Below are 23,346 nucleotides of genomic sequence, written 5' to 3' on the forward strand. Positions count from 1 at the left end.
ATGAAATCACTTTTGCCGATCATTTCAGTCAGTAGCGGTAATTCCTCAGTCATTCTTGTTAATGGTGAAAAACTGAGTCGCAGATTTGGTTGTGAAACGCTTATCAAGGTAGCAAAGACTAGGGTGCATGTTCACCCTGAGGACTGGTGGGAGTTTATGCTGGTAGATGAAGCACAACGAGTGACACTGCTATCTTCAAATGATGTTGAAGTAAATGAGCCTACATCAATAGATTTGGTCGATCAGCTTGGGCACCAGGTCAGCCTTGCCCCTTGGCAACTGTTATGTCTTAATGGCAGCTTCGACCGTGGTGCATACGTTACATACCTAGCGGATGAGTAAGTACAGCTAACGAGATACTTCAACGTTGCTTATCTGTTTTTTTACGTCGAGGCTCAAGCTCAAGAGCCTTGATTTTTCTTTTTACTGCCTGAAGCGAAACACCAAGCGCCTGTGCGATTTTGGCTAACTCTTCACCTGATGAGTATTTTGAGACTAGCTGGCTTGTTCTCTCATAGCTCCAGTCATAGTGTGTATGACCATCATTGCCGCGCGAGAGCCCGAGAGTTTTCAACCTCCTCATTACCGCCTGCTTTGAAACACCTAGAATGGCAGCTAATTCAGGGTTATTTTTTATTTGATAGTGGGTTTTCAGATAGTCATCCATCTCTTCAGACCATTGATAATATTGAGGCCTCATTACATCTACCGGTTTTTTCTCAATATTGAGCTTGCGAGCACGACGCAACACAGCGTCCCGGGAGAATTCAAGGTGCTCCGCAATATCAATTGCACGCATTTTCAACCAGTTAGCACTTAGAAACTCGTCTGCATTTTTTGTCCAATCATAATTTGCCATGGTCTACTCCTCAGTCTCCGTTTCTAGCTCGCATGCTCGTTGATAAATGGCGAATATGTGTGCCGCGTATTGCAGTGCATTGGTTGAGTACTTGCTGTAACTGTGTTTGTCGAGCTCCATTTGCAATACTTTAGGTTTTAGTAAGTGAAGACTTGCTCTTCCCAATGGATACTCTTCAAGTCCTGTAACGTTTGAGCGTTTCGCTAAAGTAACGTCAATACGTGTCTTTTTTTTCCACTTAGATTGCTGTATCGCCGGGTCTATAGCCTTTTTCCCAACGTTTGGTTCTAGGATGAGACACCATTTAGCAGAGCTGGGTAAAATTGGGATAATATCGTTTAAAAATTCTTTAAGTCGGCTGGGACTGGAAAATATAACTCCACTTCGACCATGAGATGTTTGGCGAAAGAGGTAATCGACACTTTTTCGTAGTGTTGACCACGTGCTTTCAGGGGCTTCAATTAGCTTTTTCCAAATAGTCGTTACATATTCCCTTTCGTTAAGAGATTGTGGCGCAGGTGGCGCTAATTTTAGTGAGTTTTTGGGATATAGACGGCTATTTTTTCCGCGTGCGGTGAAATATTTTTTATACTGTTTGATATCTTGAGAAGCCTTAACGACATTAGCTGCCCAAGATGGTGTTAAGCCACATTTTGTGACAGCAGCAAAATAGTTATCAGAATTTCTGTCATAAGCTTTCAAGACTGTTTCACAGTCTTCCGGGCAGTATTGATGTTCTTTAATAGCGACTCTCTGGCACTTAATATCTGATTGTTTAGGACTTAAAGCGTTACTGGCTTTTGATGGCTGTATACTTCGCAGTACTTGAAGAACTTCAGAACCACTTAAATGGCCGACATTAGTTTTCTGTTTAGCATGTTTAAGCAGCGTCGAGGGTCTGAGACTACTGAGGTTCTGACAAAAACGGAGAGGATATTTTGCTTCTAAATTGCAGCAAGCCTGAAAAAGTAGTAGGTCAGTATGATGGGTGTATGTAGATAGTGTTATTGAAGACGACAAATGCCCAGCTAGAGACGATAGCTGCATTAACGTCTCATTATTTGCATCTCGGGCTAACCATTCCCGAATTTTTTTTGCCTGCTTAGCAGTGTAGGGAGTCAATTGCTCTATGAGTTCGTCGCTACCAAAAAGTACTAGCTGCAGAGCGGACTGACCGGCATGGCGCAATTGGTAGCAAGGCGTGTGCTCTCCTAAATAAGCAGTCAGAAGTTTAGTAACAGGTCGAGAAAGTGTAGAGCTTGAAAATCTAACATCATGATGCGGGTCAATCGAGAAAAGAAGTCTATTTTTACTCCCGTCAGCCTGATTTTTTCGTTTCGTTAAAAATTTTTGCAGAAGCGCTAACTCGTCACTTTTTAGCAAAAGGTGTGCAGGTAATCTTCTGACCGCTGAATGTGTCTTGACGAAGATAAAAGGGTGGCGACGGACAAAAAGTGAACTGTCAGTACTATAAATACTCACGTCTTTGATCCGAATACCAACCACTTCATAAGGTCTAAGGAACAGACGACGAACCAGGATAAGCATCAGATGAATAGCCTCTCGAATCTCATCCCTTTCGTTTTTGAAGTAAACTGCAATGTCAATCTGTAGCTGGCGAAAATGCGCTTCACTTGGAAGCGTATTAACTACCATAGTGTTCGGGTTTTGGTCATTCAGAGATTCAGGCAACGGAAATGAATAGCGATGATTAGTAAATCTAAAAAGGCTTTGTAATGCGTTGAGCACATTAGCATCTTGTTTTTTTCTGGCTTCTTTTATTAAATCATAGAGACATGATGCTCCATCAATATCTAAATCAAGCAATTCAATATCGTTGCTGAAAAGCAGCCAAGGTATACCAATAGCTGACAAGTTTCTCATCACTGTGCTGCTGGCGTTCCATTTACCATGCTCAAGTTCGTATATTGCCCACTCAAGTAGGATTTCTCCTGCCAAGGACCAATCTCCCGCAGTAAGACTTTTTAGTCTTTGTTTTGTCTCATTTACTGGGCGAAAATTTTTTGTGGTTGGGCATTTTATGGCCTCTATTACTACCGAAATGAAGGGGTGCTCCGACGGCTTTTGATTTGAAGCATGTTTCTCTTTTTTTCTCTTCCGCGGCGTTTTTACAATGTCGGCATTATAAGTTTCGGTCCTTGATGGCGCTTTGCAAGTGCCGCTTACCAAGGCTTTAAAGCTTCGAAGTGTCATCGAACTAGACTGTATAGTGCCGTCGGCGTAAAACCTTTGCCATTGAGGCATATTACTTTCAGGATTAAGCATAAGCCGGAACGCTGCGGTCCTGTAGAGCTGCCTTTGCGATAATGCGGTTACGCCTGTTGCGGTGTATGCGCGCCTCAGTAATGGCTTTAATATCGAAAATGCTGACTCCTCCACTAATTCAGACTTATCGGCTTTCTCTAACCGTTTGCGAAAACCATTTATCGCCATTAAAGAAATGGGCTCAATAAACAAGAGCCTTTCTGTTATTTGTCTGCCTTTGTCATCTTTTGCGTTAAAAAAGTGGCTTGGCTTTGTGTAAAAGAGCTGTATCAAGTCGAATTGGGCAACATGCTCTATAGGGTTCTTTTTGTGCTGAATTTTTTCCACTACAGCATCAGCCAGCTCTTTAAAGCAGGCACCCGACGACACAATCAGAAAATAGATCGCCCATTGAAGTGATTGTTCAAGTGATGGTGCGCTAGTTTCACTAATTTCTTTAACAACATACTCATGGATTTGGTTAAGAACTGATAGGTATTTTATATCTGATGCGCGAAGTGGATTCTGATTTTCCCTGGCAAGCCGTAACTTCAGCTTTTCTGACAAAGCGCTAAGTAGGCAGCCCATGCGTGCTTTGCTTAAAGAGGCTTGGCTAAAACCGATTTTAGCTAAATCATAGATTTCTCTTCGTCCACTCATTGGTATGGATGAAACGTTAGGTTCAGCCACGAGCTGCTCTAAAATGACTGACACGATGTGGTTAGCCATTTTTTTAATGAGCTTTTTATCACAAGTCCTGAACTCAAAAATCAGCTGGCTTAATTCCATCATCGCAAAGACCCTCTGCCAAATGGAGGCACAATGATTGGTACTTCCCAGTGTTCAAGGAGTAATTCGATTTGACGTGAAATCTCAATAATTGGTGTGTAGTCAAGAGACGAATATTGATTAAACCAGTGATCAAGAGACGGCTGGTGATCCGCAAAACAAGCGAGTTTGTCTGTGCAGAGTCCCTTTTCATACAAGGCTGTAATGACAGTGTGCCTATGCCAGTTTCGATGTATATCAAAGTGCGAAAGTCGAGTCTTAATTTTGCTAACAGTGACCGGAAGCATCTCGTCTTCTTCCCAAAAATGAAAAAAAGAAGCCTTCCCAGCAAGAATTTTTTGGACGATCTCAAAGATATATTTGTTGGTGAATGTTGATTGCGACTGGATTTCTTTTAAATAGCGAATGTAACCCTGTAGAGTAGGCCGAATAATCTTAGGAAGGGGCAGCAGACGTGGCGAGTCGTCGCCTTTATCCCGAATGAATATGAATTCAAAGGAATGATCGAAATTATCCAATGAACCAAAGATTGCATCAACCGGTCTACACAAGGTTACTAACTGCAGAAGGTCTATAACATATAGCGTAAAAAGATTAAAAATTGCCCGACTATCGTTAAAAATAGTTTTTTCTAGGATGTTGCTCTTGTACCAAGCAAATATTGATTGAATGCCCAGTTTATTCAGTGCACGTTTGCTTCCGAAATTCTGTACTGGCGGGGTAGGGTAACGCCAAGAGGTTTTAGCGAGTACCCAATCCCAAAACTTATAGAGTTTGTCGTATGTAGTCCCAACATCAAAACATACATAGTAGTTTTGACTTGTTTCATGCATTCGTTGCCCTGAAATAAAACGGCATTCGAATTTTGAGAGGCCAGCGCTCGAACCGTGATAGTGTAGGGTGTTGCTCACACGTACAGGCGTGATCCTAAAATCTTCTTCAGTTGGAATTTCTGCAAGTAATTTTCCTACACTTTTCTTGGTCACACCCCTCAAATTATGATGCGACTTTATATCCTGAAGCAGTTTGCCGAGCTCTTTGGGGAGTGGTATGGCAGCTTTGTTTTCCGGCTTAAGCAAATGTGCACAGAGAGGTGATTTGATTTTTGGGTCAGTAAAGCTCCATGGGGAAAGAAGATGAAAAGCACCTGATGAGTCGCAGACAAGTTTTGTTTCACTCTTAAGTAAATCTGTAACTGACCAACCAGTGAGTAACGAAATCATTGCCACTGCAGCATTTGGATTATCTAGCCATTGCTGGCAGTGTTCGCTCACTACCCGAACATAGTTGGAAGACAACCACTCAAGTTTACCCGCAAGCTGCTTTTCATTGCGTGCAGCATGCGTTTTCACATAACTGTTTTTTCTGTTTTTATTGATTGATTCATTCGCCACTTTAGAAGCCTCCATGCATGCTAACTATCAGTTCTTGCTGAAATTTTGTTAGCTGACGTATTGAGCGCTTCCTACCAACTTGATGGATATGTTCTGCAATTAGGTGAGGTTTTCCTTTGAGCCTTTCTGGTAGTTCCACAATTTTGCTCACACCCTCGTACTCCATTGCGAGTTGATAGGTGTGCACAAGAAACGTGTTTTCTGAAAGCGTACGGCTAATCTGCGTTAATAAGTAGGCCCAGGCTTGCTGCTCAATTTCTCTGTTGCTGACGCGTCGTTGTATCACGCTGATTGGTATGATTTGTTGTTTGTTAAAAAATTGTTGCTGAATTGACTCCCAGCCAGCGAAAACTTGGTAGTCCTCTTCTTCCTTTCCTTCAATTGCAAAAGGGAGGTCGTATGAGCGTGAACCGAAAAAGTTAACCGGTATGAGTGTAGTGTCTGCTTGATAGCAAAATTTCTGTGCAATGTTGAATGCTCTTTCAGCCATCGGATGAATGCTCACGGCACCGGCCGACACCCACACTAGTTCGGGTTTGTTTTTCCTTTTTTCGGTTGTCATGGCTATACCCCTTGCCAAGTTTAGATATGAGTCTAATTACAAAGGGTGTGCCAACAGTGTATAGAATTAATTTTGAACGATAATTATTTTTCTAAATATATGTTTTTATTAGGGAAATATATTTTTCATAATCGTTTTATCAGGTGTAGGGCCAAGGCTTGAGGTTGTAAGGCTTTTTACACATCGGCCAAAGGGCATAAAAATTGTGTAAAAGAAATTAGACACATTCAGCTTTGAAAACTTCGAAATTAATATTCCTATGATCAAGCTCTAAATACATCCTTGCGGAGGGAAACAAGTCAGAAAATAAATCATCATTTAGGATGAAATATTACTTCTAATATGATTCGGAACAAATAGCAGAGCTGTCCGCTATCCATTCAGAAAAGTCGTTATTTTACGCAGGCAAGTGAGTGTGCTTTCGGTTATGACCTCACCTACACTCATATCAAAATGTGCATTCGCCTGCTTGAGGGTGGAAGTGAGCGCTTCTTCAACCTTTTCGTCTAAGGAGGCTAATATGCCGAGTGTTTGCCCCTTATCTATACCTTGCCGCTTGCCGTGCTCTGGCCAGTGTCTAGGCATAATTTCATTCCATTTGTAGTGTGTATTTTTACTATGGACTTTCATTGCCATTTTTATTTTTTTTGCCTGAATATTGCCTTGACCAAAGTACGGATAAGCGCTTAGCACATCGTAGAAGGGGGTTAGACGGTATCCATCCTGATTCAGTGCGATGCTGAAGTTTTTTGCATGCCCATCAATAGCAGCAAGCAACCAAAATACTATTTGTACACGAAAAAATTCGAGTCGATCGTCATATGCGTTTTTTGAGCTCGACAGCAGTTCCATGACCTGCTGAGAACCAGGACCACCTTTTTCTTCATACTTTGAACCACTCACTTTCCCTAATGCTTGACACATATCCTCTTGGGGAAGCCGGAAAATAGTATCTTCCTCGATTCTGCGATCAAAGCGTTCCACCACCAATACTTTCTGGTCTTCAAATTGCGCAATTTCACAATCTGCCACATCCAGACCTAAGTTTTTCATAAATGTTTGGCAGAACCATTCGTTGTCTACACTAGAAGATAAGTCTATTCCCAAGCTTTCATGATGAAGTATGGGCGGCTTAAAGATATGCGTGGTTGGCGTTGAGCCATGTGGTCGGCACCATCTTCCTTCCCATAAGGTTAGAGCGGTCTTCTCCTGCGCGCCAGCAAGAGAAATTCTGAAGTCATCATCTGAGTTCATACCTAACATTTTCTCAAGACGAGTTTCTCTTATAATTTGTGCGACTTCCCCCTCAGATAATGGTGTGAGCGACAACGGAAGCATTTCTCCTGTTGCAGGCGATTGAGTGAATGTGAGCGCACCCACACAATCTTTTCCAACCTTAGCTAACAAATCGAATGGCTTGGCACTATCGGCGCCTAAGCGGTCTTTCATATGCTCTCTGATAGCGCTTGTATCCGGCAGCAAATTATCAAAATAAGCATGAACAGCGTCTCCTGTAATTTCAGCTCGTTGCATAGGTAGGCTTAGTGAGATAGCGCGGCTTCCCTCTACCTCTAGCCAGTTGGGGTCGTACTTAAAGCTCATGCGTCCATTTTTTAAATACAATTCACCCACCGGGAATCCGTTCATTGAGCAAAAGAGTGTGCGGGTATGTGATTTTCGTCCCATCAGAATCTCAGTGATTTTTTCGCGAGTGGAGTAGTCAGTGTGGATACTTCATCCTTGGACAGACTGTCGACCTTCAGCTCTAAGTCTAGTGACGCACAAAGTTTGATGAGCATATCGACCGAGACTTTTTCAGGTTTGGTTTCACAGTTAGAAATATCTCGTTGATAGACACCAATGCGTTTAGCCAAATTAGCTTGAGTCCATCCTTTGGCTTTTCTACTGTCCTTGATGATGGCGCTAAGATCCTTGGACGTATTAATTTTCATGTTAGTCTCTTATACCGATTTATGTATAAATTTAAAATATACGTTTTAATGTATAAAATTACTATATACACAAATCTGTATAAATCAAGTTTATGCGGATTTGTGTATAAGAAAGTAAATCTAGCCAGAGTATCGATTTTCTAATCTCACCAGGCCAACACTATTGATTGATACCAACTTATCGACCTTATCAGGCGTTATGGGATTCCCATAACGAAAAGCCTCTCGTTTAAATGGAATTCACACGGCTTGAGTCAATTCACCAAATTAATAAGAGGCAAAATGATACGACTTGCCTGAATTTTGATAAGCGCTAAACTAGGGTTTTACTCTTTCGCAAGGGTGAAAAGTGGACAATTTGTCCATCATTAAGAGCCGCTTTTGTGACCTAAGGTGTGACCAAGACCGATTTAACCGGTCCTAAATGGTGATTTTAGATATCTTGATAAAAACTCATAACCTCATGTAATTGAAGGGTTTATACGTTTTTCACCGTTTAATATCGACCTAAAACTTTTCGTAGGGTCGCTCTGAGGAGGCAAAGGTCGCGCGTTCGAATCGCGCCGGGTGTGCCATTTTTAAATGCTTCACCCTAATTTCACTTCCCATGCTCTACACTTAAAACTCGCTATACGCTAGGAGTTTGGCTTTCCATAAACAACATTTGTACCTCGCTTGTGGATACTAGAGCCAACTACGACCGCGTGTTTAATGAAGTATTGTTGAAAATTACAGATAGCTTACCTCGGAGAGACAATGGCAAGGTTAAACAATAAAGTCGCGCTGATAACAGGGGCCGCGCAAGGTATTGGTAAAGCGATTGCAGAGGTTTTCGCTAAGGAAGGTGCCTTTGTCATTCTATCTGACATTGAACGTGAAAAAGGGCAGCTAGCGGCAGCGGCTATCGGTGCTAATGCCTCGTTTGTGTATTTAGATGTTACTTCCGAGCAAGATTGGATAGATGCTATGCAGGTTATCGCTAAAGCGCATGGCCACCTTGATATTCTTATTAACAACGCTGGCATTACAGGGTTTATGGAGGCATCGGGGCCATTTGATCCTGAACACGTCAGTATGGATACCTGGCGTAAAGTTCATAGCACAAATCTGGATGGTGTTATGCTGGGGTGTAAGCACGCTATAAGTCTTATGAAATCAGCAGTCAGAGCAAGCATAGTTAACATATCATCTCGTTCTGGCTTGGTCGGTATTCCGGGTGCGGCCGCTTATGCGTCTAGCAAAGCGGCGGTTCGAAATCATACCAAATCAGTAGCACTTTATTGCGCGCAGCAATATTATCCAATTCGTTGTAATTCAATACATCCAGGGGCAATACTAACGCCTATGTGGGAGGAAATGCTTCCACAGGGAGACGATCGCGCCAAGGCAATTGAAAGTATTGCTGCAGATATCCCCATCGGCAGAATGGGTGAGCCCGAAGATGTGGCCTATGCTGCACTATATTTAGCCAGCGACGAGTCTCAATATGTTACGGGTATTGAGCTTAACGTAGACGGTGGCATTTTAGCGGGTAGTGCTGCTGCACCAAGTAAGCAATAAATTATGATAGCGTCAGAAAATATAGCCATAAGAACAGTACGTAGGCAGGATTTACCCTTGCTTTACGCCTTAAGCCAAGACTTCAGTAATGCAGGTGAATTTATGCCAGTGTCGCTTGTTTCTGAAAGTGAATTTTATGACACATTTGACCAAAATGGATTTTGGCAAGACAGTTGTGGCAGGCTGGTTATTGAAGATAATCAGTACAATATCGTGGGTGAAATTGGAAGCTTTAAAACCGCGCATTACATGAACGGAAGAGAAGTTTACTACCGCATTTTCGCTGGCCACAGACAAAAAGGCTATGCAAAAAAGGCACTTTGCTTATTCACGCAATTTTTCTTTGAGTCTACACACTTCAACCGGCTTCAAGCGGTTACAGTATGTGAAAACGTAGTGTCGTCAGCCATGCTCAAAAAACAAGGCTTCGTTTATGAAGGCACGCTTAGGCAGGGAAGATGGTTTAAGGGTAATCTTGTAGACTTAGAGATGTACTCATTACTCCGAGAAGAATGGAAGCGAACTGATAGCAAGCTGTGAGAATGTGTAGCCGTTTTCCCCGCACGCCTTATGAAGAAATATTGACGCTAAATTCACCCTGCCACTGTTAACGTTATTGCAAATTCGCTTCTATATCATAAGGAACTAGCAATGCGTTTAATGAAACTAGTCACAATTATTCTCTGTTTCTTTCAAGTAGCAGTATCAATGGCTGCTGATACCACTGTTATTTTTGAGGCAGGCTTTGGAACCAAAGGTCAAGTGTGGGACCCTGTGATAGCGCTGCTACCCAATAACCTAAAAGTCATAAACCAGACCCGAAGCAGCTTGATGACGCCCGATGCTGAACCAACAACATTGGCTCAGGATGTAGCTGCAATGCAAAAAAGAATAAAACAAGCCAGCCAAAACGGAAATGTGATTGTGGTAGGACATTCCTATGGTGGTTTGGTTGCAACGCAAACGTTAAAAAATAGCGTGTCAGAAATTGATGGTATGGTGCTTATTGAGCCGACGACGTTAGTACATCGATTGCGTTTCAAAGCATTAGACGAGGAGCGCGTTGTTGCTGATGACCTTGTCATCGCGAAGTACATGCCACCTCATCTTCAGGCGCAGTATCAGCGGTTAACTGACACATTAGATCAGGCTCAAGAAGCTTTAATTTCATTACCCGCCGCGCTTCCGACTATTCTTTTCACTTCAACACAAATATATGAAAAGCCAATGTTTATTGAGGAAACTCAAAAAGGCAAAGCGCTTTGGCTACAATTACACAATGCACTATTTCAGCAGGTGGAAACTGGACAGCATATTCGCTCAAACAAGTGGGGGCACTCGGTGCACATTGAAGCACCGGAAGAAGTAGCGCAAGCAATTATGAAAGTTGTTGAGATGTCAGCGCTAAAAGAAAAGTAAACTATAAATAGCATGTGGCTTTCCACCTAACCATGACAATAGACTTTCATAAATAATATTAACGCCAGATGGTACTTCACTTAGGATGAATGTATTGTTTATAACGTTAATTGAATATAAGGACGCAGAGATGAAAATTGATATCGCACTTCTAGAAGGTCAAAAGTTGCAGGCGAGTTTTGGTAAGCATCAAATTATAAGCGATCAAAGTGTATCAGCTGGGGGCGAAGAGGCCCATCCTGAACCGTTCGATTACTTCTTAGCTAGCATGCCGTTATGTGCGGCGTTTTATATTCGCAAATTCTGTGAGGCAAGAGACATAAGCACAGACGGTATAAGTTTAACCCAAGAGCATAGTACGATTGGTGAAGATAAATATCATAAAGCGTTTTCTATTAAAGTTACCTTGCCTGAAGGCTTTCCCGAAAAATATAAAAAGCCACTTTTAGCTGCCGCAAATAGCTGCACAGTGAAAAAAGTAATTCAAGCAATGCCAGAGTTCAGTATTCAAATTGAAGAGTAGTGGGCGCAATAAGTGGCATCTATTTCTTGTGCCACTTTAAAGGCAACACATATGAATTATGAAAAGTACTACTCACCGCTGCGCGCGGTGCATTCGGCAGATTTCCACCTCTGCTTCTATTGTGGCTGCGAGTCGGCTCAAAACGACTTTATTCCACCGATGAAGTTCATTCACGACTGGCGCGAGGGGAGTAAAGAGGCGGACTTTATTTCAGTTCCAGCGTGTAATGAATGTTGTGACCTTCTGAAAAACCAAAGCAACGGTACTTTGGAACACAGAGTAAGTGTTTTAAAAAGGCTCCTATCAGAAAAATACGCCAAAGCAATTAGGGTTTTTAACCATTGGAGCATAGATGAGATTGAAGAAATGGATGCCGCATTTCAAATAAGCCTTAAAGGCGGTATGCGTTTAGGTAAAGAAGCCCTTTCAAGAATTCGTTTTGCAGGCTTCGACTACGAAGTGAATGGCAGCTTTACGCGCGTTGCTGCACCGCAACACCAAGCGTTTACGGTATTTGAACAAGAGTTCGAGAGTTTTCGAGAGGCGTTAGCGTTCGCAAGCAACGCCTATCAGATAAAAAAGAGCCGCTTAAGCAAACTTTATTTTGAAAATGATGAATCGTTTGAAAAGGCGATTGAGGCTTTTCATGAGTTGATCGACCTGAATACTTAAGTTGGTAAGGCAAAAGACGCGCTATCACTGCTACCAGTCCTCCAGCTGCTGCAACGCTTTTATTCGATCGCGTTGAAGCGCAAATGCCTCAAAAACATCTTCAAAGTTTGTGTTATCTGGGCGTAGGTTTGGTAGCGCTAAATTTGCTTGGCTGAAAAATTCATTTTGGTCGTGCTGCCAGCCTTGTTTCCACCAGTGCACTATCAGTTCTCTAGAACTTGAAAGCTTTAGGCTTGTAGGTAGCTTGTCTGACTTTTTGGCATTTATTTGGGCCTTGGTTGGCAACAGGTTCCATAGGTCGTTGTTGGGCCATCGCGCGAAAGGGAAGGCATGGTCAACGGCGTAATTTTTTGCCATCAGCTTTTTGCCAGACCAACAACATGCCACGTCTTCATTGGCCATTAGCTCACTTACTCGCTTGCGAATTTTTGAGGTTGTACGTTCAGGATCTTCCCATTTCAGCGCATTTAAGTAGTCTAACTTGGTAAATTGCTTTTCTTTGTTGCGCCCGTAACCCGCCATTAACGAAGACCATTCATTGATTAACGCAGGCTCTATCCATACGCTAAATTGCGTTAACGAATCCCAAATATGTACCGGAACACAAAACTTACCCAGTGAAGATAAGAAGTTGAAGTCTAAACGTAGGTCAGTGGTGGGGCGTTTAGTTTTGTTAAGCTCTACGTGAAATACACTTTCTTTCGTGCCAGGTAGTGTAGTGTATTTGGCTGGCATGGTTTTGATGGTTGAGGCTATATCCTTAAGCGCCTGATACAGTGCCTGCACGCTTTCGTTGTCTGTGTAATGTGCGCCGATATAAAAGTCGTTACTTGAATAACCAGCAAAGCGCTCCCAGCCGTTTTCTGTTATGAATCCAAGCCCTTTACTCGAGTTGCTGTTTTGCTGCATACCAAACTGATCAACAAGGGGCTTGTAAAGCTTCAACCAGTAAAGGGCAACAAGCCCAACAGGCAGTACAACATATTCACTGGTTTGTTCAATAACGGCCCCTGGGTGACCTTCAGCTATTCTCAGTAACGCTCTAAGCAAGCCAACCTTGTAGGTAGATGATTTACTGTCGTTTACTACAATGTTTCTAATAAGTGGAAATGCGCCCGTGCCATTATCTGGCAAAGTAAGCATAACCGTTTGCCATGTCACACCATCACGCCCTAATACATCTGCGCTTTGTTCGTTAGTAAGCAGTCGGTAAGTAAGGCCGAATTGGCTAGCAAACTTCGCTAACTCATCTGCCGAAACGTCGTACATGGTGCGTTCATCGTCACAAATACCGTGGCGCAGAGAAATAATCAATTTGCCGTTGGGTTTTAACAGTGAAGATAGCTTTCTAAAGGCGCGTTCTCGTGACGATGGTGCAATGTGCATCCACACAGCACTTAGTAAAATAAGGTCGAACTTGGTTTGTAGCCCAAATACTTCAGTAAGTTCTGGTAGTGAGTCAGCAATCCAATGAATGGGGTTAGAAACTGTATACTGCTGGGCAAGTTCGCGAATGCCATTTGACGGCTCAACGGCTACCACACCAAGGCCTTTTGCTGCTAAGTAGCGAGCATCACGGCCTGAACCCGCACCTACATCAAGCACCATTCCGTCTTTAGGAATTTCGTTCAGCCAATCCTTATGGACAGCTTCAAACGGAAGGCTGTTATATTGCCTTGCCAGCTCAGAAGCGTTGGCAGAATAGTAGGTAATATTCTTCGTCAAAATGTTTACTAATTCGCAGCTTTGTTAGGTTCGATCTTATAGTGATTTTTTCAAGTATTCATCAAATTCAAGAATTTCATCTTTAAACGGCGATTGCTCCAAAAAGTCCTTGGCCTGCTGAGTACTTTTGCGTTTTAAACCCTGATATATAGTTTCTGAAAGTCGTTGTTGGTCTTTTTTACTATCAAGATAGCTCATGTAGTTCATTGCAAATTGAGGGTTTGAAGAGGCTGCATCATTAATAAATTCCGCAAACGTTTTTTGGTTGTAAATTGCGTTCGGTTGTTTAGAGAACCATCGCATAGCGGCCTTAGGTTCGTCCCAAGCCCAAGAGCGCAGGAAGTTGACAACTTTTCTTTGCACCTTGTCGGGCGCCGTATTGTCTATAAGCCAGTTTCCACTATTCTCTCTGTCGTTCGAAGCCCAGGTCAAAATAAAATTATCTTTTAGCTGCTCAAGGCGTTCACCATCATAATCTTCAAGAAGCCACGCACCCACTTCCTCGGGGTTATGCCTAGTCCAATTACTAATAATGCCTTCTTCAATTTCATGGTTATCCAAAGATTTAGTCAGTGTCAGTAAATCAACGAACTCTTGTTTAGACTTAAGGTTCTGAGTTAGTCCCCACATTGGCAACATAAGTTTGTGTCCGAGTTTGTTTAGCTCGTACAACTTATCAATCGCGAGCGACAAATCTTGCTTTGCCAAGCTCGAGAAAATTGGCATCAAACTACCAGTGAGGTGCATGTTGCTAGCCCTCGCTATGTTCTGTTGTGCGTCTGTTAGCCTGATAAAGTGGTCATAAGAAGCTAAGGGGTCCTGCTGGGCTAGACTGATTAAGCTTATGTTCAGCATGGCACTTTGAAGCCGTTCATCGCCTATTTCCGTTTTGGCAAAGTCGATGGCCGCGGCTGCGTTAATTTCGGTATACCGACTAAACAACATCATAAGTGCTGATTGGTTCTCTTTAACACCTGTATTTGATAACTCTTGAATAACCGCCAACAATTGCACTTCAGATAATTCCCCTACAAAACTGTAAAAGTTAGCCATTTCAGAAAAGGTAAGCGCCATAGGGTTGCTACCGATGAGTGCCTTAAGCTGTTGGGCAATTTCGTCGGTAGTAGGCGCTCGAGCGTCGTTTTCGCTTTCTACAGTATTTGTCGATGGTGCAAGTGCGGTTGTATTGGAAGTAACAAAGCTATTGTTGTCAGTAGCATCTTTTGGGGCTGAAATAGGTGCTTGAGGCTGAGCATCCAAAGAAAGCGTTTCAGAAGAAAAATGATTAACAAAATAGCCTGCAGTAAACGCAAGTAAGACACACACAATCCAAATAAGGTTTTTCATATAAGATTACTTACCAAGTCCTTTTAGTCAGCTCAGACTATCACCTTCAATTACCAAGAACAATGCAGGCTAACCATGCCGCTATTCATGCATTTTTGCGTTTTGGGCCGCAAACCATGCGCGCTGTCGTACTTCTATCATGCGCATTTCTTTTGAAAGCATGTTGCGATTAGTTTGCATGAATATCCAAAGCTTAGTGGCTACCTGTGCGTTAAAGCTCAGTATCAGCAGTACCCCCCAAAATACTTGATTTGCCTCTGGAGCAGTGAAGAACTGATACCCACAATAAAACAGCGCAACAGTAAGTGCTATTGCAATGGCATAGCCTAGTTTCATTATGCCAGAGAAGTTACTGGCAAATCCCAGCTTTAAGTAATCGGTTAAGCCATCGCCTAACATATTGTCTAACTCTTGCGACTGTTGTTTTAGGTAGTGCTTAATGTCATCGTCTGATTTAGTCGTCATAACCGTACTCCGTATTTGAAATGCGTTGCTTTAGTAAAGCCCGAGCGCGGTGTAAGCGCGACTTTACTGTGCCTAATGGAATGCCCGTTACTAGGCTTATTTCTTTTGTGTTTAAATCGTTTAGGTAATACAGCTCAGCCACATCACGTTCGTTAGCTGGCAGCGTAAACAGTTGCTTTAACGGTGATAAAGGCTCGTTGTATACCAGTTCAATGGCTTTTTCTGGTATATCGCTGTCCATTACCACTTCTTTGCTCGATGCCCTGTACCAGTCGATAATTTCCCAACGCAGCGCTTTGTAAAGCCAGCTTTTAAAAAGCGATACATCGTTTAGCTTGGTTACGCGCTTGGCTACTTTACACCACACATTTTGCACAAGGTCGTCAGCAACCATGGCATCTTTTACCCGCAATAATGCGTACTTGCGCATGGCGATGTGAAAGTGTTGATAAAGCGTGCCAAGGGCTGTTCGATTGCCAAATTGAAGCTCGATAACCAGTAGCTCTATGTCTGCATTTGTCATTGGTTTATAACAATCTCAAGTACACCAATTAGAAAGGTCAGTATCAGTAATAGTAGAGGTATTAACATTGAATGCCCTTATCTTTTTACATAAAGACGGAGTAAGGGGAGGTTGGGTTCGCTGTTTTTTTAAATTAAGCGCTACGAATGTAGCGCTTCTTTTTGGAAAAATTCTCTGTACTGTTCACGTAGTTCGACTTTGCGTACTTTCCCTGTGCTAGTCATCGGCAACGATTCGCAAATAAAAATCTGTTTTGGTACTTCAAATTTGCCTAGCTTGGTTTTGCAAAATGCGACTATAGCAGGCAACGCTTCTTCGTCTAAGTTGGCTCCAACAACACAAGCGCATACTGCTTCTCCCCAGTGCGGGTGGGGCACGCCAATGGCTGCAGCAGCATCGACTTCAGGTAGCAAGCACAGTGTCTGCTCTACTTTTTGTGATGATACATTCTCACCGCCCGATTTTATGGTGTCTTTTACTCTGTCGATAAACATAAGTTGGCCTTCGGCATCGATAAAGCCCAGATCGCCCGTATGATGCCAACCATACTTGTACGCCGACTCGCTTGCTGTCGGGTTTTTGAAATAACCGTTCATCACTTGCGGGCCGCGCCATACAATTTCACCCACTTCACCTTGCGCCACTTCATTTCCGTTCTCATCTATAACGGCTTGCTCGGTGAAGCAAAGTGGCACACCCCAATAGTTCCCTTCTTCAAATTCAGTGCTGCTGCCGTCTTTGAACAGGCACGACACTGGGCTAAATTCTGTTTGACCGCTGCCTAAGTGGATTTTACAGCCAAACGCATCACGAATTTGCTGTCTATTCTGTTGGCTCATTGGAGCCATACCGTATATGGCCAGCTCAAAATGGCTAAAGTCACGTTTATCGAAGTCTGGTGTTGCCATCAGCGCGTTCCACATCATAGGTAGCAACACTGATGTCTCAACCTTTTCTTTTTCAAGGCTATCTACTATCAACATTGGATCGAAAGCGGCGTGCAATACACAGCAACCGCTGCGCATTATTGTGGGGTATAGAATAGAAAGCGCTGTGCAATGAAACATGGGTAATACCAGCAACATTTTGCACTGCACATTTAGTGATAGCTCAAGTGCGCCAGTTAACGCCGCGATAGTCAGCGATAGGTGAGAGGTTTCCACCGCTTTTGGCTTTGAAGTGGTGCCCGATGTGTAAATCATATGGGCGGTATCTCTGTCGGCGATGATTCTGTCTTCAACTTCAGCAGTGTCACGCTGTGCAATAAAGGATTTAAACGCGAAGGTTGCGCGGCCTTTGTCTTCGCCTAACGCGATGGTAAAAGCAAGGTTGTTATTGTTCTGTGTGCTCGCGTGCACCAGATCAGCAAGCATAGGGTCATAAACAATAACGCGAGTTTCGCTGTGTTCCAAATTAAAGCGCACATCGTCAACGCTTTGCATAAAGTTGATAGGAACTGCAATAACGCCAAGTTTGTAACAGGCAAAATAAGTAACCACTACATCTATCTGATTAATGGCTAATATGGCCAGTTTATCGCCTTGTTTTACTCCCTCTTGTATAAGCGCGTGTGCCAATTGATTTACTCTATTGTTTAACTCGCCATAGCTTACTTCACGGCGTGCGTCGCCATAGTAGTCGACCAACGCGGGTAGGGTGGCACTGTCTCTAGCTCGTCGTCGCAGAAGATCGCCCATTGCCACGCGTTCCACTAAATTTTTTTCGAGTTCTTGTTGGTTCATGCTGATGTCCTTGCGGTTATTGCAATACGCGTGGGATTGCGCTGCGATGAAAGCCATTCCATGTTTCACTGGTGGGCTTGTCAGAGTGCTTTAACGGATACAGTGCAGGGGCTGAGCCCATACTCGCACCACCATCCACAAAAAGTGTTTGTCCGGTTATAAAGTTTGCGCCTCGACTAAGTAAAAAACACACCGTGGCTGAAATTTCTGCTTCACTGGCAATCCTGCCAAGCGGAACGGCGTGTTTTAGATTACGCAATGCCTGCTTCATGTCGTCTGGGTAGGTATCTAAACCTGATGAGGCCACCCAACCTGGCGCAACGGTATTGACGCGAACGCCGTGCGGTCCCCATTCCCATGCGGCAGTTTTGGTAAGATTTTCTACTCCTGCGCGTGCAGCGCCGGAATGGCCCATACCAGGCATACCGTTCTTGTTGTCTGCCGTAATATTCACTATGTTGCCGCCGTGCGCCTCAAAGTGTTTATTGAATAGGTTCTTTGCCATTAAAAAACCACCTAATAAGTTGGTTTGCACTACTCGCTCAAAGCCCTTCTGCGATATGGCGCTAAGTGGTGCTCTAAATTGGCCGCCGGCCATATTCACGAGTCCATGCACTCTAGGGTGCTCTATTAACATCGCGTCTAAGGTTGCGCTTACAGCCTCTTCGTCACGAATATCTAAGCAGTAGTAGCTTGCAGAGCCACCGTCTTCCTTTATTTCTTCAACAGTTGAAATGAGTTTGTCTTCGCTTCTTCCTAAAAGTACAACAGTAGCGCCCAACGACGCCAATTCGTGTGCTGTGCATCGACCAATACCACTACCGCCGCCTGTAATGACAATGGTTGTATTGATAAAGCTGTCAGCGGCTAAACTTGATTGATAAGGCATTTAACGACCTCCGCTTTTGGTGTAAGGCATAAGCGATGTGGGAACCTCTAGCATCATAGTTAGCAGAGTTTGAGCCGCTGACTTTCCTTGACTATCCGTTCGAAGCGAGGCTGTGCCGCCACCACCAAGCGCTTGGGTTATGAAAAAATTGAACCCGTTTATTCCAGGAAGGCTGTAGCGTTTAACGTCTCCCTTTACGGCATAAGCAAAAAACGCCTGAACAACCGATTCACTTAATGCGTGATATAAAAAACGCACTAGGTAAGGGTGGCGCGCAATAACACCAATATTCAAGTTGTCTCCCTTGTCACCGCTTCTCGCATAAGCCAGTTCAATAAGTGGCACCGAAGTAGTGTCAGTGCTCTTATCAATAGGCCCGTAGCGGCTGTCAGATAAAGCATAAGTGGTACCCTCGGCAGGCTCACTGAACTGTGCAGCGTCGTATATTTTGCTACTGATTACGGTGTCGTTTTTTTGAATTTGCACATCCACTGTACTTTTATCGATAAGAAATGAATGAATACGAATAAGTGGCTGAGGTTTGGGCCGGCCAGTGCCAAATGCTGCCATTCCTGGCGCTGCCGACGTCGCCAAATACGCCATCTCGCTAGCAGCAAAATAAAGCGCTTTAATGTTGTTGTGGTGAAGTGTAAATCTGGCCACTACTTCTTTGGCATGTTGCGCCGTGGCATGAGGGCCAAAAGTCGCTTCGGTGCCTAATATCTCAATGCAAGTATCGATGTAGGGGGGCATTCCTTTTTGTTGTAAGGCATGCTCCGTGCGCGAGACTAGGGCATTGATATTAGCGAGCGCTTTATTTTTAACGTTTAACCCGGCAATAAAAAAAGTGCCCGTAAGTTTGAAGCCATCAACGTAGGTCGCGCACACCTTGTAGTTATTCCCCGGCGCTCGCCCCTTAGCGCCTGATACCATAACGTTGTCTTGGCTAATTTGAGTAAGATGTACGTCTGTGAAGTCGCAGGCCACGTCGGGCAGCAAATAGTTGGCAGGATCACCAATTTCATAAACAAGTTGCTCAGCAACGCTCGCCGTAGTTGCAATGCCACCAGTATTAGGGGCAATGGAAACGGTAAATTCTCCAGAGGCATTCACTTCTGCAATGGGGTAGCTCATGTTGGCAAAGTTGGGTACAGTTTCCCAATCAGTAAAATTTCCCCCAGTGCATTGCGCACCACATTCAATAATGTGCCCTGCAAGTGCACCTTGCGCCAATAGGTCATAATCATCTGTTTGCCAGTTAAACTCGTGAATTAGGGGCCCTAGTACTAAGGCGCTATCAACTACACGCCCTGTGATAACAATGTCGGCGCCCGCCGCTAAAGCATCGGCGATTGGAGTGGCACCAAGATAGGCATTCATCGACGAAAGGTGTTCAGGAAGCGCGCGACCTGAATCCAGATCACTAGTATCTGTGCTAACGGTATTAAAACGTTGTTGTTTGCCATCTATGTCGTGATGCAGTGGCAGTAAGTTGTCGCCATATACGCCTACAATATTTAGGTTTATATCTTTTTCAGCGCACAGCGCTTTTAGTGCGGCTATGCAACCTGGTACATTCACGCCACCCGCATTCGCAATAATTTTAATACCTTTTTCTGCGCAATCTTTTAGTACGTCGTTCATCGCCACGGTGACAAAATCAATGGCGTAACCTAGGCGAGGATCTTTTTTGTGAGCTTGAGACAAAATAGCCATCGTTACTTCAGCCAAGTAATCAAAAACGAGGTAATCAATGTTTCCCTTGTCCACCAGTTGTCGTGCAGATAACTGGCTATCTCCGTAGAAGGCGGATGCCCCGCCAATACGCACAGTATTACTACGCATCAGATGGCTCCTTATTCGGCAAAATGGTTGCTATTACCTGCTTAGATTTAACCTGATCGCCAGCGCGTAAAGTACTTAGGCTTACTAATCCACTAGTCTTGGCTTTTAGCGGATGTTCCATTTTCATCGCTTCCATAATGGCAACCGTATCGCCTGCCTTAACGTCGGCGCCATTTTCCAGCATAAGCGCAACAATAACGCCATCCATCACAGCGCAAATATCGGTGCACTGCTGTGGATCATCGCCTAATAAAGGTTGTGTGGGCTGGTGAGTTACTTGCTCAATATGAAAATGTCCACTTCCATCATCAATAAACAGGCTGTTTTGTTTTATTGCGTAGCTAATCAAGTGTCGTCGGTTATCAAACTCTATAACAGCGGTGTTTGGGGTTTGGCTAACCAAATAAATGGTCACTTGTTGTTTAGTTAGCTTACAGCGCACAACAAACTGCCCTAATTGATGTGTAACAGTGAGTAACGTGGTTTCGCCGTCACACAGCAGCTTTATTGGGTAATCTAGTGGAGTGGTGTTCTCCCATTTTTCAGCGCGAATTTCATGTTGCGTACTAAAGAGTACTGTTGCGATGGCTAACAGTGCAAAAGAGGGCGAGGAGGCACCACGCATTTCATCGGTATCAGCATATTTACTGATAAAATTAGTGGTCACGTCGTTACTAAGAAATGCCGTACTGGTAAGTATATTCTGCAAGAAGTGTTTGTTGGTGTTTACCCCAAGCAGTTGCGTTTGATACAGGGCGCGGCTGAGTTTGCGCGCAGCTGTGTTTCTGTTTTCCGCCCACACTATAACTTTGGCGAGCATTGGATCATAGTGAGTGCTTACTTTTTGATTTGTGTAGATGCCGTGGTCAGTTCTGGTGTTGTCTGCCTCGCGCCAGCAATAAACGTTTCCAGTTTGAGGCATAAAATCTTGCCTAGGATCTTCGGCATACAAGCGTGCCTCGATGGCATGACCTGTTATAGTTATGTCGTTTTGTGATAGCGGTAGTGGTTCACCACAGGCCACGCTGAGTTGCCACGCTACTAGGTCAATGCCAGTGACCATTTCAGTAACCGGATGTTCGACTTGCAGGCGTGTGTTCATTTCTAAAAAGTAGAACTGCCTGTCTTCATCTACTAAAAATTCAACTGTACCCGCTCCCCGATAGCCGCACGCTTTCGCTGCGTTAACAGCGGCGTCGCCCATGCGCTTGCGAAGTTCAGCATCAATGAAGGGGGAGGGCGCTTCTTCAATAACTTTTTGATGCCTGCGTTGTATAGAACAGTCACGCTCACCTAGGTATATAGTGTTACCCTTGTTGTCGGCAAACACTTGAATTTCAATATGCCGTGGCGATATCAACGCTCGCTCTAAAATAAGCTCATCACTGCCAAAAGCATTCAGAGCCTCCGAGCGTGCCATAGTAATTTGCGATGCTAGGTCTGTGGCATCGTGTACCAAGCGCATTCCTTTTCCGCCGCCCCCAGCACTGGCCTTTACCATAATAGGGAAACCTATTTCGTTGGCTTTTTGAAGTAGTGTGGCATTACTTTGCTCAGCGCCTTGATACCCCGGAACGCAGGGTACACCCGCCTTAATCATCGCTAATTTCGATAGTCGTTTGCTGCCCATCAACTCAATAGCATTAGCACTTGGACCTATAAATATTAGGTTCGCCGCTTCGCATGCGTTTGCGAAATCGGCATTTTCCGACAAAAAGCCATAGCCCGGATGAACAGCATCTGCATTAGTCAATTTCGCTGCACGAATAATACTGTCAATGTTCAAATACGAAGAAACGGCATCAGCGGCACCTATGCGCACGGCCTCATCTGCCTGCTTTACGTGGAGTGCGTTAGCATCAGCGTCGCTGTAAAGAGCAACGGTAAAAAAACCTTGCTCATGGGCGGTACGAATAATGCGGCAGGCTATTTCTCCGCGGTTAGCCACTACAATCTTTCTAATTAACGTTGTCATAATTGATTTACTCGTACCATGAGGGGGCGCGTTTGTGCATAAACGCTTGGGTTCCTTCCACGCCCTCTGAAGAAGAAAGGGACTGAACAAATTGCGAGGCAGCGTGATCAAGCAAAGGTTCTAATGGTTGATCATTCACTTCCAGCAAGAGCTTTTTGGTGATGGCGTTCGCTTTAGGCGCGCAACGCTTTATTTTGCTGAGCAAGTCATCAAGGGTTGCGCCTAATGTTGTCGTTGAACTTACTTGATGCACTAAACCTAATTGCAGAGCTTGCTGAGCATTTAGCTTTTCTCCGGTTAGTGCTAAGCGCTTAGCCTGATCTACGCCAAGGCGCATCGCGACAAATGGCGCAATTTGGGCGGGAATTACACCTAATCCTGTTTCAGGTAATGCGAAAAAAGCGGTGTCACTGGCAAGCGTAATATCCGCAACACAGGCAAGACCGAATCCGCCCCCTAGAACAGCACCTTCTACCACCGCCACCACCACAGTGGGAGCATGTTTTACTTTCGTTATCATGTGGCCAAAACTGCGATTAAATTGCCATATTGTATGGTCGCGCTCCTGCTCGCCAAGGGCGGATAAATGCATGTCAGAGATGTCGCCACCCGCACAAAAATTGCCATCGCTACCCTCAATCACTACGGCGCGTATTCCACTAGATTCAAGCATGTCAAAGCACGTAATCACGTCGTTGACTAGCGCTAAGTTCATCGCGTTTTTCTTGTGAGGCCGGTTGAAACTAATATGCAGTATGTTGTTGGTGACTGCGGTGGTGATTTCGTCAAACGAATGCGTGTCAAACTGTGTCATATAGCGTATTCCGTTATCAGGCTTAG

21 protein-coding genes are annotated in these 23,346 nt (G+C 44.0%); 6 read left to right on the forward strand and 15 right to left on the reverse strand.

The window, feature by feature from the left end; genetic code table 11:
• On the forward strand, window positions 1-342 hold the full coding sequence (locus LHL20_RS04970) for a hypothetical protein (protein ID WP_226432468.1): 342 nt from the start codon (window positions 1-3) through the stop codon (window positions 340-342).
• Between the two features lie 19 nt (window positions 343-361).
• Here LHL20_RS04970 and LHL20_RS04975 read toward each other — a convergent pair whose 3' ends face one another.
• The 6 genes from LHL20_RS04975 to LHL20_RS05000 form a co-directional block, all read right to left on the reverse strand.
• Window positions 362-859 carry a hypothetical protein gene (locus LHL20_RS04975; protein WP_226432469.1) on the reverse strand — a complete coding sequence of 166 codons (498 nt, stop codon included), beginning with the start codon at window positions 857-859 and terminating at the stop codon, window positions 362-364.
• 3 nt (window positions 860-862) lie between these two features.
• Window positions 863-3,916: a hypothetical protein gene (locus tag LHL20_RS04980; RefSeq protein WP_226432470.1), complete on the reverse strand. Its 3,054-nt coding sequence runs from the start codon at window positions 3,914-3,916 to the stop codon at window positions 863-865.
• Window positions 3,913-5,307: a hypothetical protein gene (locus LHL20_RS04985; protein ID WP_226432471.1), complete on the reverse strand. Its 1,395-nt coding sequence runs from the start codon at window positions 5,305-5,307 to the stop codon at window positions 3,913-3,915. Before LHL20_RS04985 ends, LHL20_RS04980 begins: the two co-directional genes overlap by 4 nt.
• Window position 5,308: 1 nt before the next feature.
• Window positions 5,309-5,869: a hypothetical protein gene (locus LHL20_RS04990; RefSeq protein WP_226432472.1), complete on the reverse strand. Its 561-nt coding sequence runs from the start codon at window positions 5,867-5,869 to the stop codon at window positions 5,309-5,311.
• Window positions 5,870-6,241: 372 nt separating this feature from the next.
• Window positions 6,242-7,555 (reverse strand): type II toxin-antitoxin system HipA family toxin, encoded by a 1,314-nt coding sequence (locus LHL20_RS04995; RefSeq protein WP_226432473.1) that lies wholly within the window; start codon window positions 7,553-7,555, stop codon window positions 6,242-6,244.
• The gene (locus tag LHL20_RS05000; RefSeq protein ID WP_226432474.1) at window positions 7,555-7,821 is read right to left on the reverse strand and encodes a helix-turn-helix domain-containing protein; all 267 of its coding nucleotides are present in this window, start codon (window positions 7,819-7,821) and stop codon (window positions 7,555-7,557) included. Before LHL20_RS05000 ends, LHL20_RS04995 begins: the two co-directional genes overlap by 1 nt.
• 756 nt (window positions 7,822-8,577) lie before the next feature.
• Here LHL20_RS05000 and LHL20_RS05005 point away from each other — a divergent pair.
• From LHL20_RS05005 to LHL20_RS05025, 5 genes are all read left to right on the forward strand, one after another.
• The gene (locus LHL20_RS05005) at window positions 8,578-9,381 is read left to right on the forward strand and encodes a glucose 1-dehydrogenase (RefSeq protein ID WP_226432475.1); all 804 of its coding nucleotides are present in this window, start codon (window positions 8,578-8,580) and stop codon (window positions 9,379-9,381) included.
• A 3-nt stretch (window positions 9,382-9,384) separates the two neighbouring features.
• Complete coding sequence (locus tag LHL20_RS05010; RefSeq protein ID WP_226432476.1) at window positions 9,385-9,921, forward strand: GNAT family N-acetyltransferase; 537 nt, start codon at window positions 9,385-9,387, stop codon at window positions 9,919-9,921.
• A gap of 111 nt (window positions 9,922-10,032) precedes the next feature.
• Window positions 10,033-10,800, forward strand: a complete 768-nt coding sequence (locus LHL20_RS05015; RefSeq protein ID WP_226432477.1) for an alpha/beta fold hydrolase — start codon at window positions 10,033-10,035, stop codon at window positions 10,798-10,800.
• Window positions 10,801-10,930: 130 nt separating this feature from the next.
• Window positions 10,931-11,323, forward strand: coding sequence for an OsmC family protein (locus LHL20_RS05020; protein WP_226432478.1), 393 nt, complete (start codon window positions 10,931-10,933; stop codon window positions 11,321-11,323).
• 51 nt (window positions 11,324-11,374) lie between these two features.
• Window positions 11,375-11,995, forward strand: coding sequence for a hypothetical protein (locus tag LHL20_RS05025; protein ID WP_226432479.1), 621 nt, complete (start codon window positions 11,375-11,377; stop codon window positions 11,993-11,995).
• A gap of 30 nt (window positions 11,996-12,025) precedes the next feature.
• Here LHL20_RS05025 and LHL20_RS05030 read toward each other — a convergent pair whose 3' ends face one another.
• From LHL20_RS05030 to LHL20_RS05070, 9 genes are all read right to left on the reverse strand, one after another.
• A complete protein-coding gene (locus tag LHL20_RS05030; protein WP_226432480.1) occupies window positions 12,026-13,720 on the reverse strand; it encodes a class I SAM-dependent methyltransferase in 1,695 nt (564 codons plus the stop codon).
• A 36-nt stretch (window positions 13,721-13,756) separates the two neighbouring features.
• Window positions 13,757-15,067, reverse strand: coding sequence for a hypothetical protein (locus LHL20_RS05035; RefSeq protein ID WP_226432481.1), 1,311 nt, complete (start codon window positions 15,065-15,067; stop codon window positions 13,757-13,759).
• A gap of 81 nt (window positions 15,068-15,148) precedes the next feature.
• Window positions 15,149-15,532: a DUF6768 family protein gene (locus LHL20_RS05040; protein ID WP_226432482.1), complete on the reverse strand. Its 384-nt coding sequence runs from the start codon at window positions 15,530-15,532 to the stop codon at window positions 15,149-15,151.
• A complete protein-coding gene (locus tag LHL20_RS05045; protein ID WP_226432483.1) occupies window positions 15,522-16,055 on the reverse strand; it encodes an RNA polymerase sigma factor in 534 nt (177 codons plus the stop codon). Before LHL20_RS05045 ends, LHL20_RS05040 begins: the two co-directional genes overlap by 11 nt.
• A 140-nt stretch (window positions 16,056-16,195) precedes the next feature.
• Window positions 16,196-17,797 carry a class I adenylate-forming enzyme family protein gene (locus LHL20_RS05050; protein WP_226432484.1) on the reverse strand — a complete coding sequence of 534 codons (1,602 nt, stop codon included), beginning with the start codon at window positions 17,795-17,797 and terminating at the stop codon, window positions 16,196-16,198.
• A gap of 16 nt (window positions 17,798-17,813) precedes the next feature.
• The gene (locus LHL20_RS05055; protein ID WP_226432485.1) at window positions 17,814-18,686 is read right to left on the reverse strand and encodes an SDR family oxidoreductase; all 873 of its coding nucleotides are present in this window, start codon (window positions 18,684-18,686) and stop codon (window positions 17,814-17,816) included.
• Window positions 18,687-20,531, reverse strand: a complete 1,845-nt coding sequence (locus LHL20_RS05060) for an acyclic terpene utilization AtuA family protein (RefSeq protein WP_226432486.1) — start codon at window positions 20,529-20,531, stop codon at window positions 18,687-18,689. It lies immediately after the preceding gene.
• Window positions 20,524-22,506, reverse strand: coding sequence for an acetyl-CoA carboxylase biotin carboxylase subunit (locus LHL20_RS05065; protein ID WP_226432487.1), 1,983 nt, complete (start codon window positions 22,504-22,506; stop codon window positions 20,524-20,526). Before LHL20_RS05065 ends, LHL20_RS05060 begins: the two co-directional genes overlap by 8 nt.
• Before the next feature lie 7 nt (window positions 22,507-22,513).
• Window positions 22,514-23,320 (reverse strand): enoyl-CoA hydratase/isomerase family protein, encoded by an 807-nt coding sequence (locus LHL20_RS05070; RefSeq protein ID WP_226432488.1) that lies wholly within the window; start codon window positions 23,318-23,320, stop codon window positions 22,514-22,516.
• Window positions 23,321-23,346 lie beyond the last annotated feature (26 nt).

Origin of the sequence: Alteromonas sp. McT4-15 (genome assembly GCF_020515205.1) — a bacterium.
Classification (GTDB): domain Bacteria; phylum Pseudomonadota; class Gammaproteobacteria; order Enterobacterales; family Alteromonadaceae; genus Alteromonas.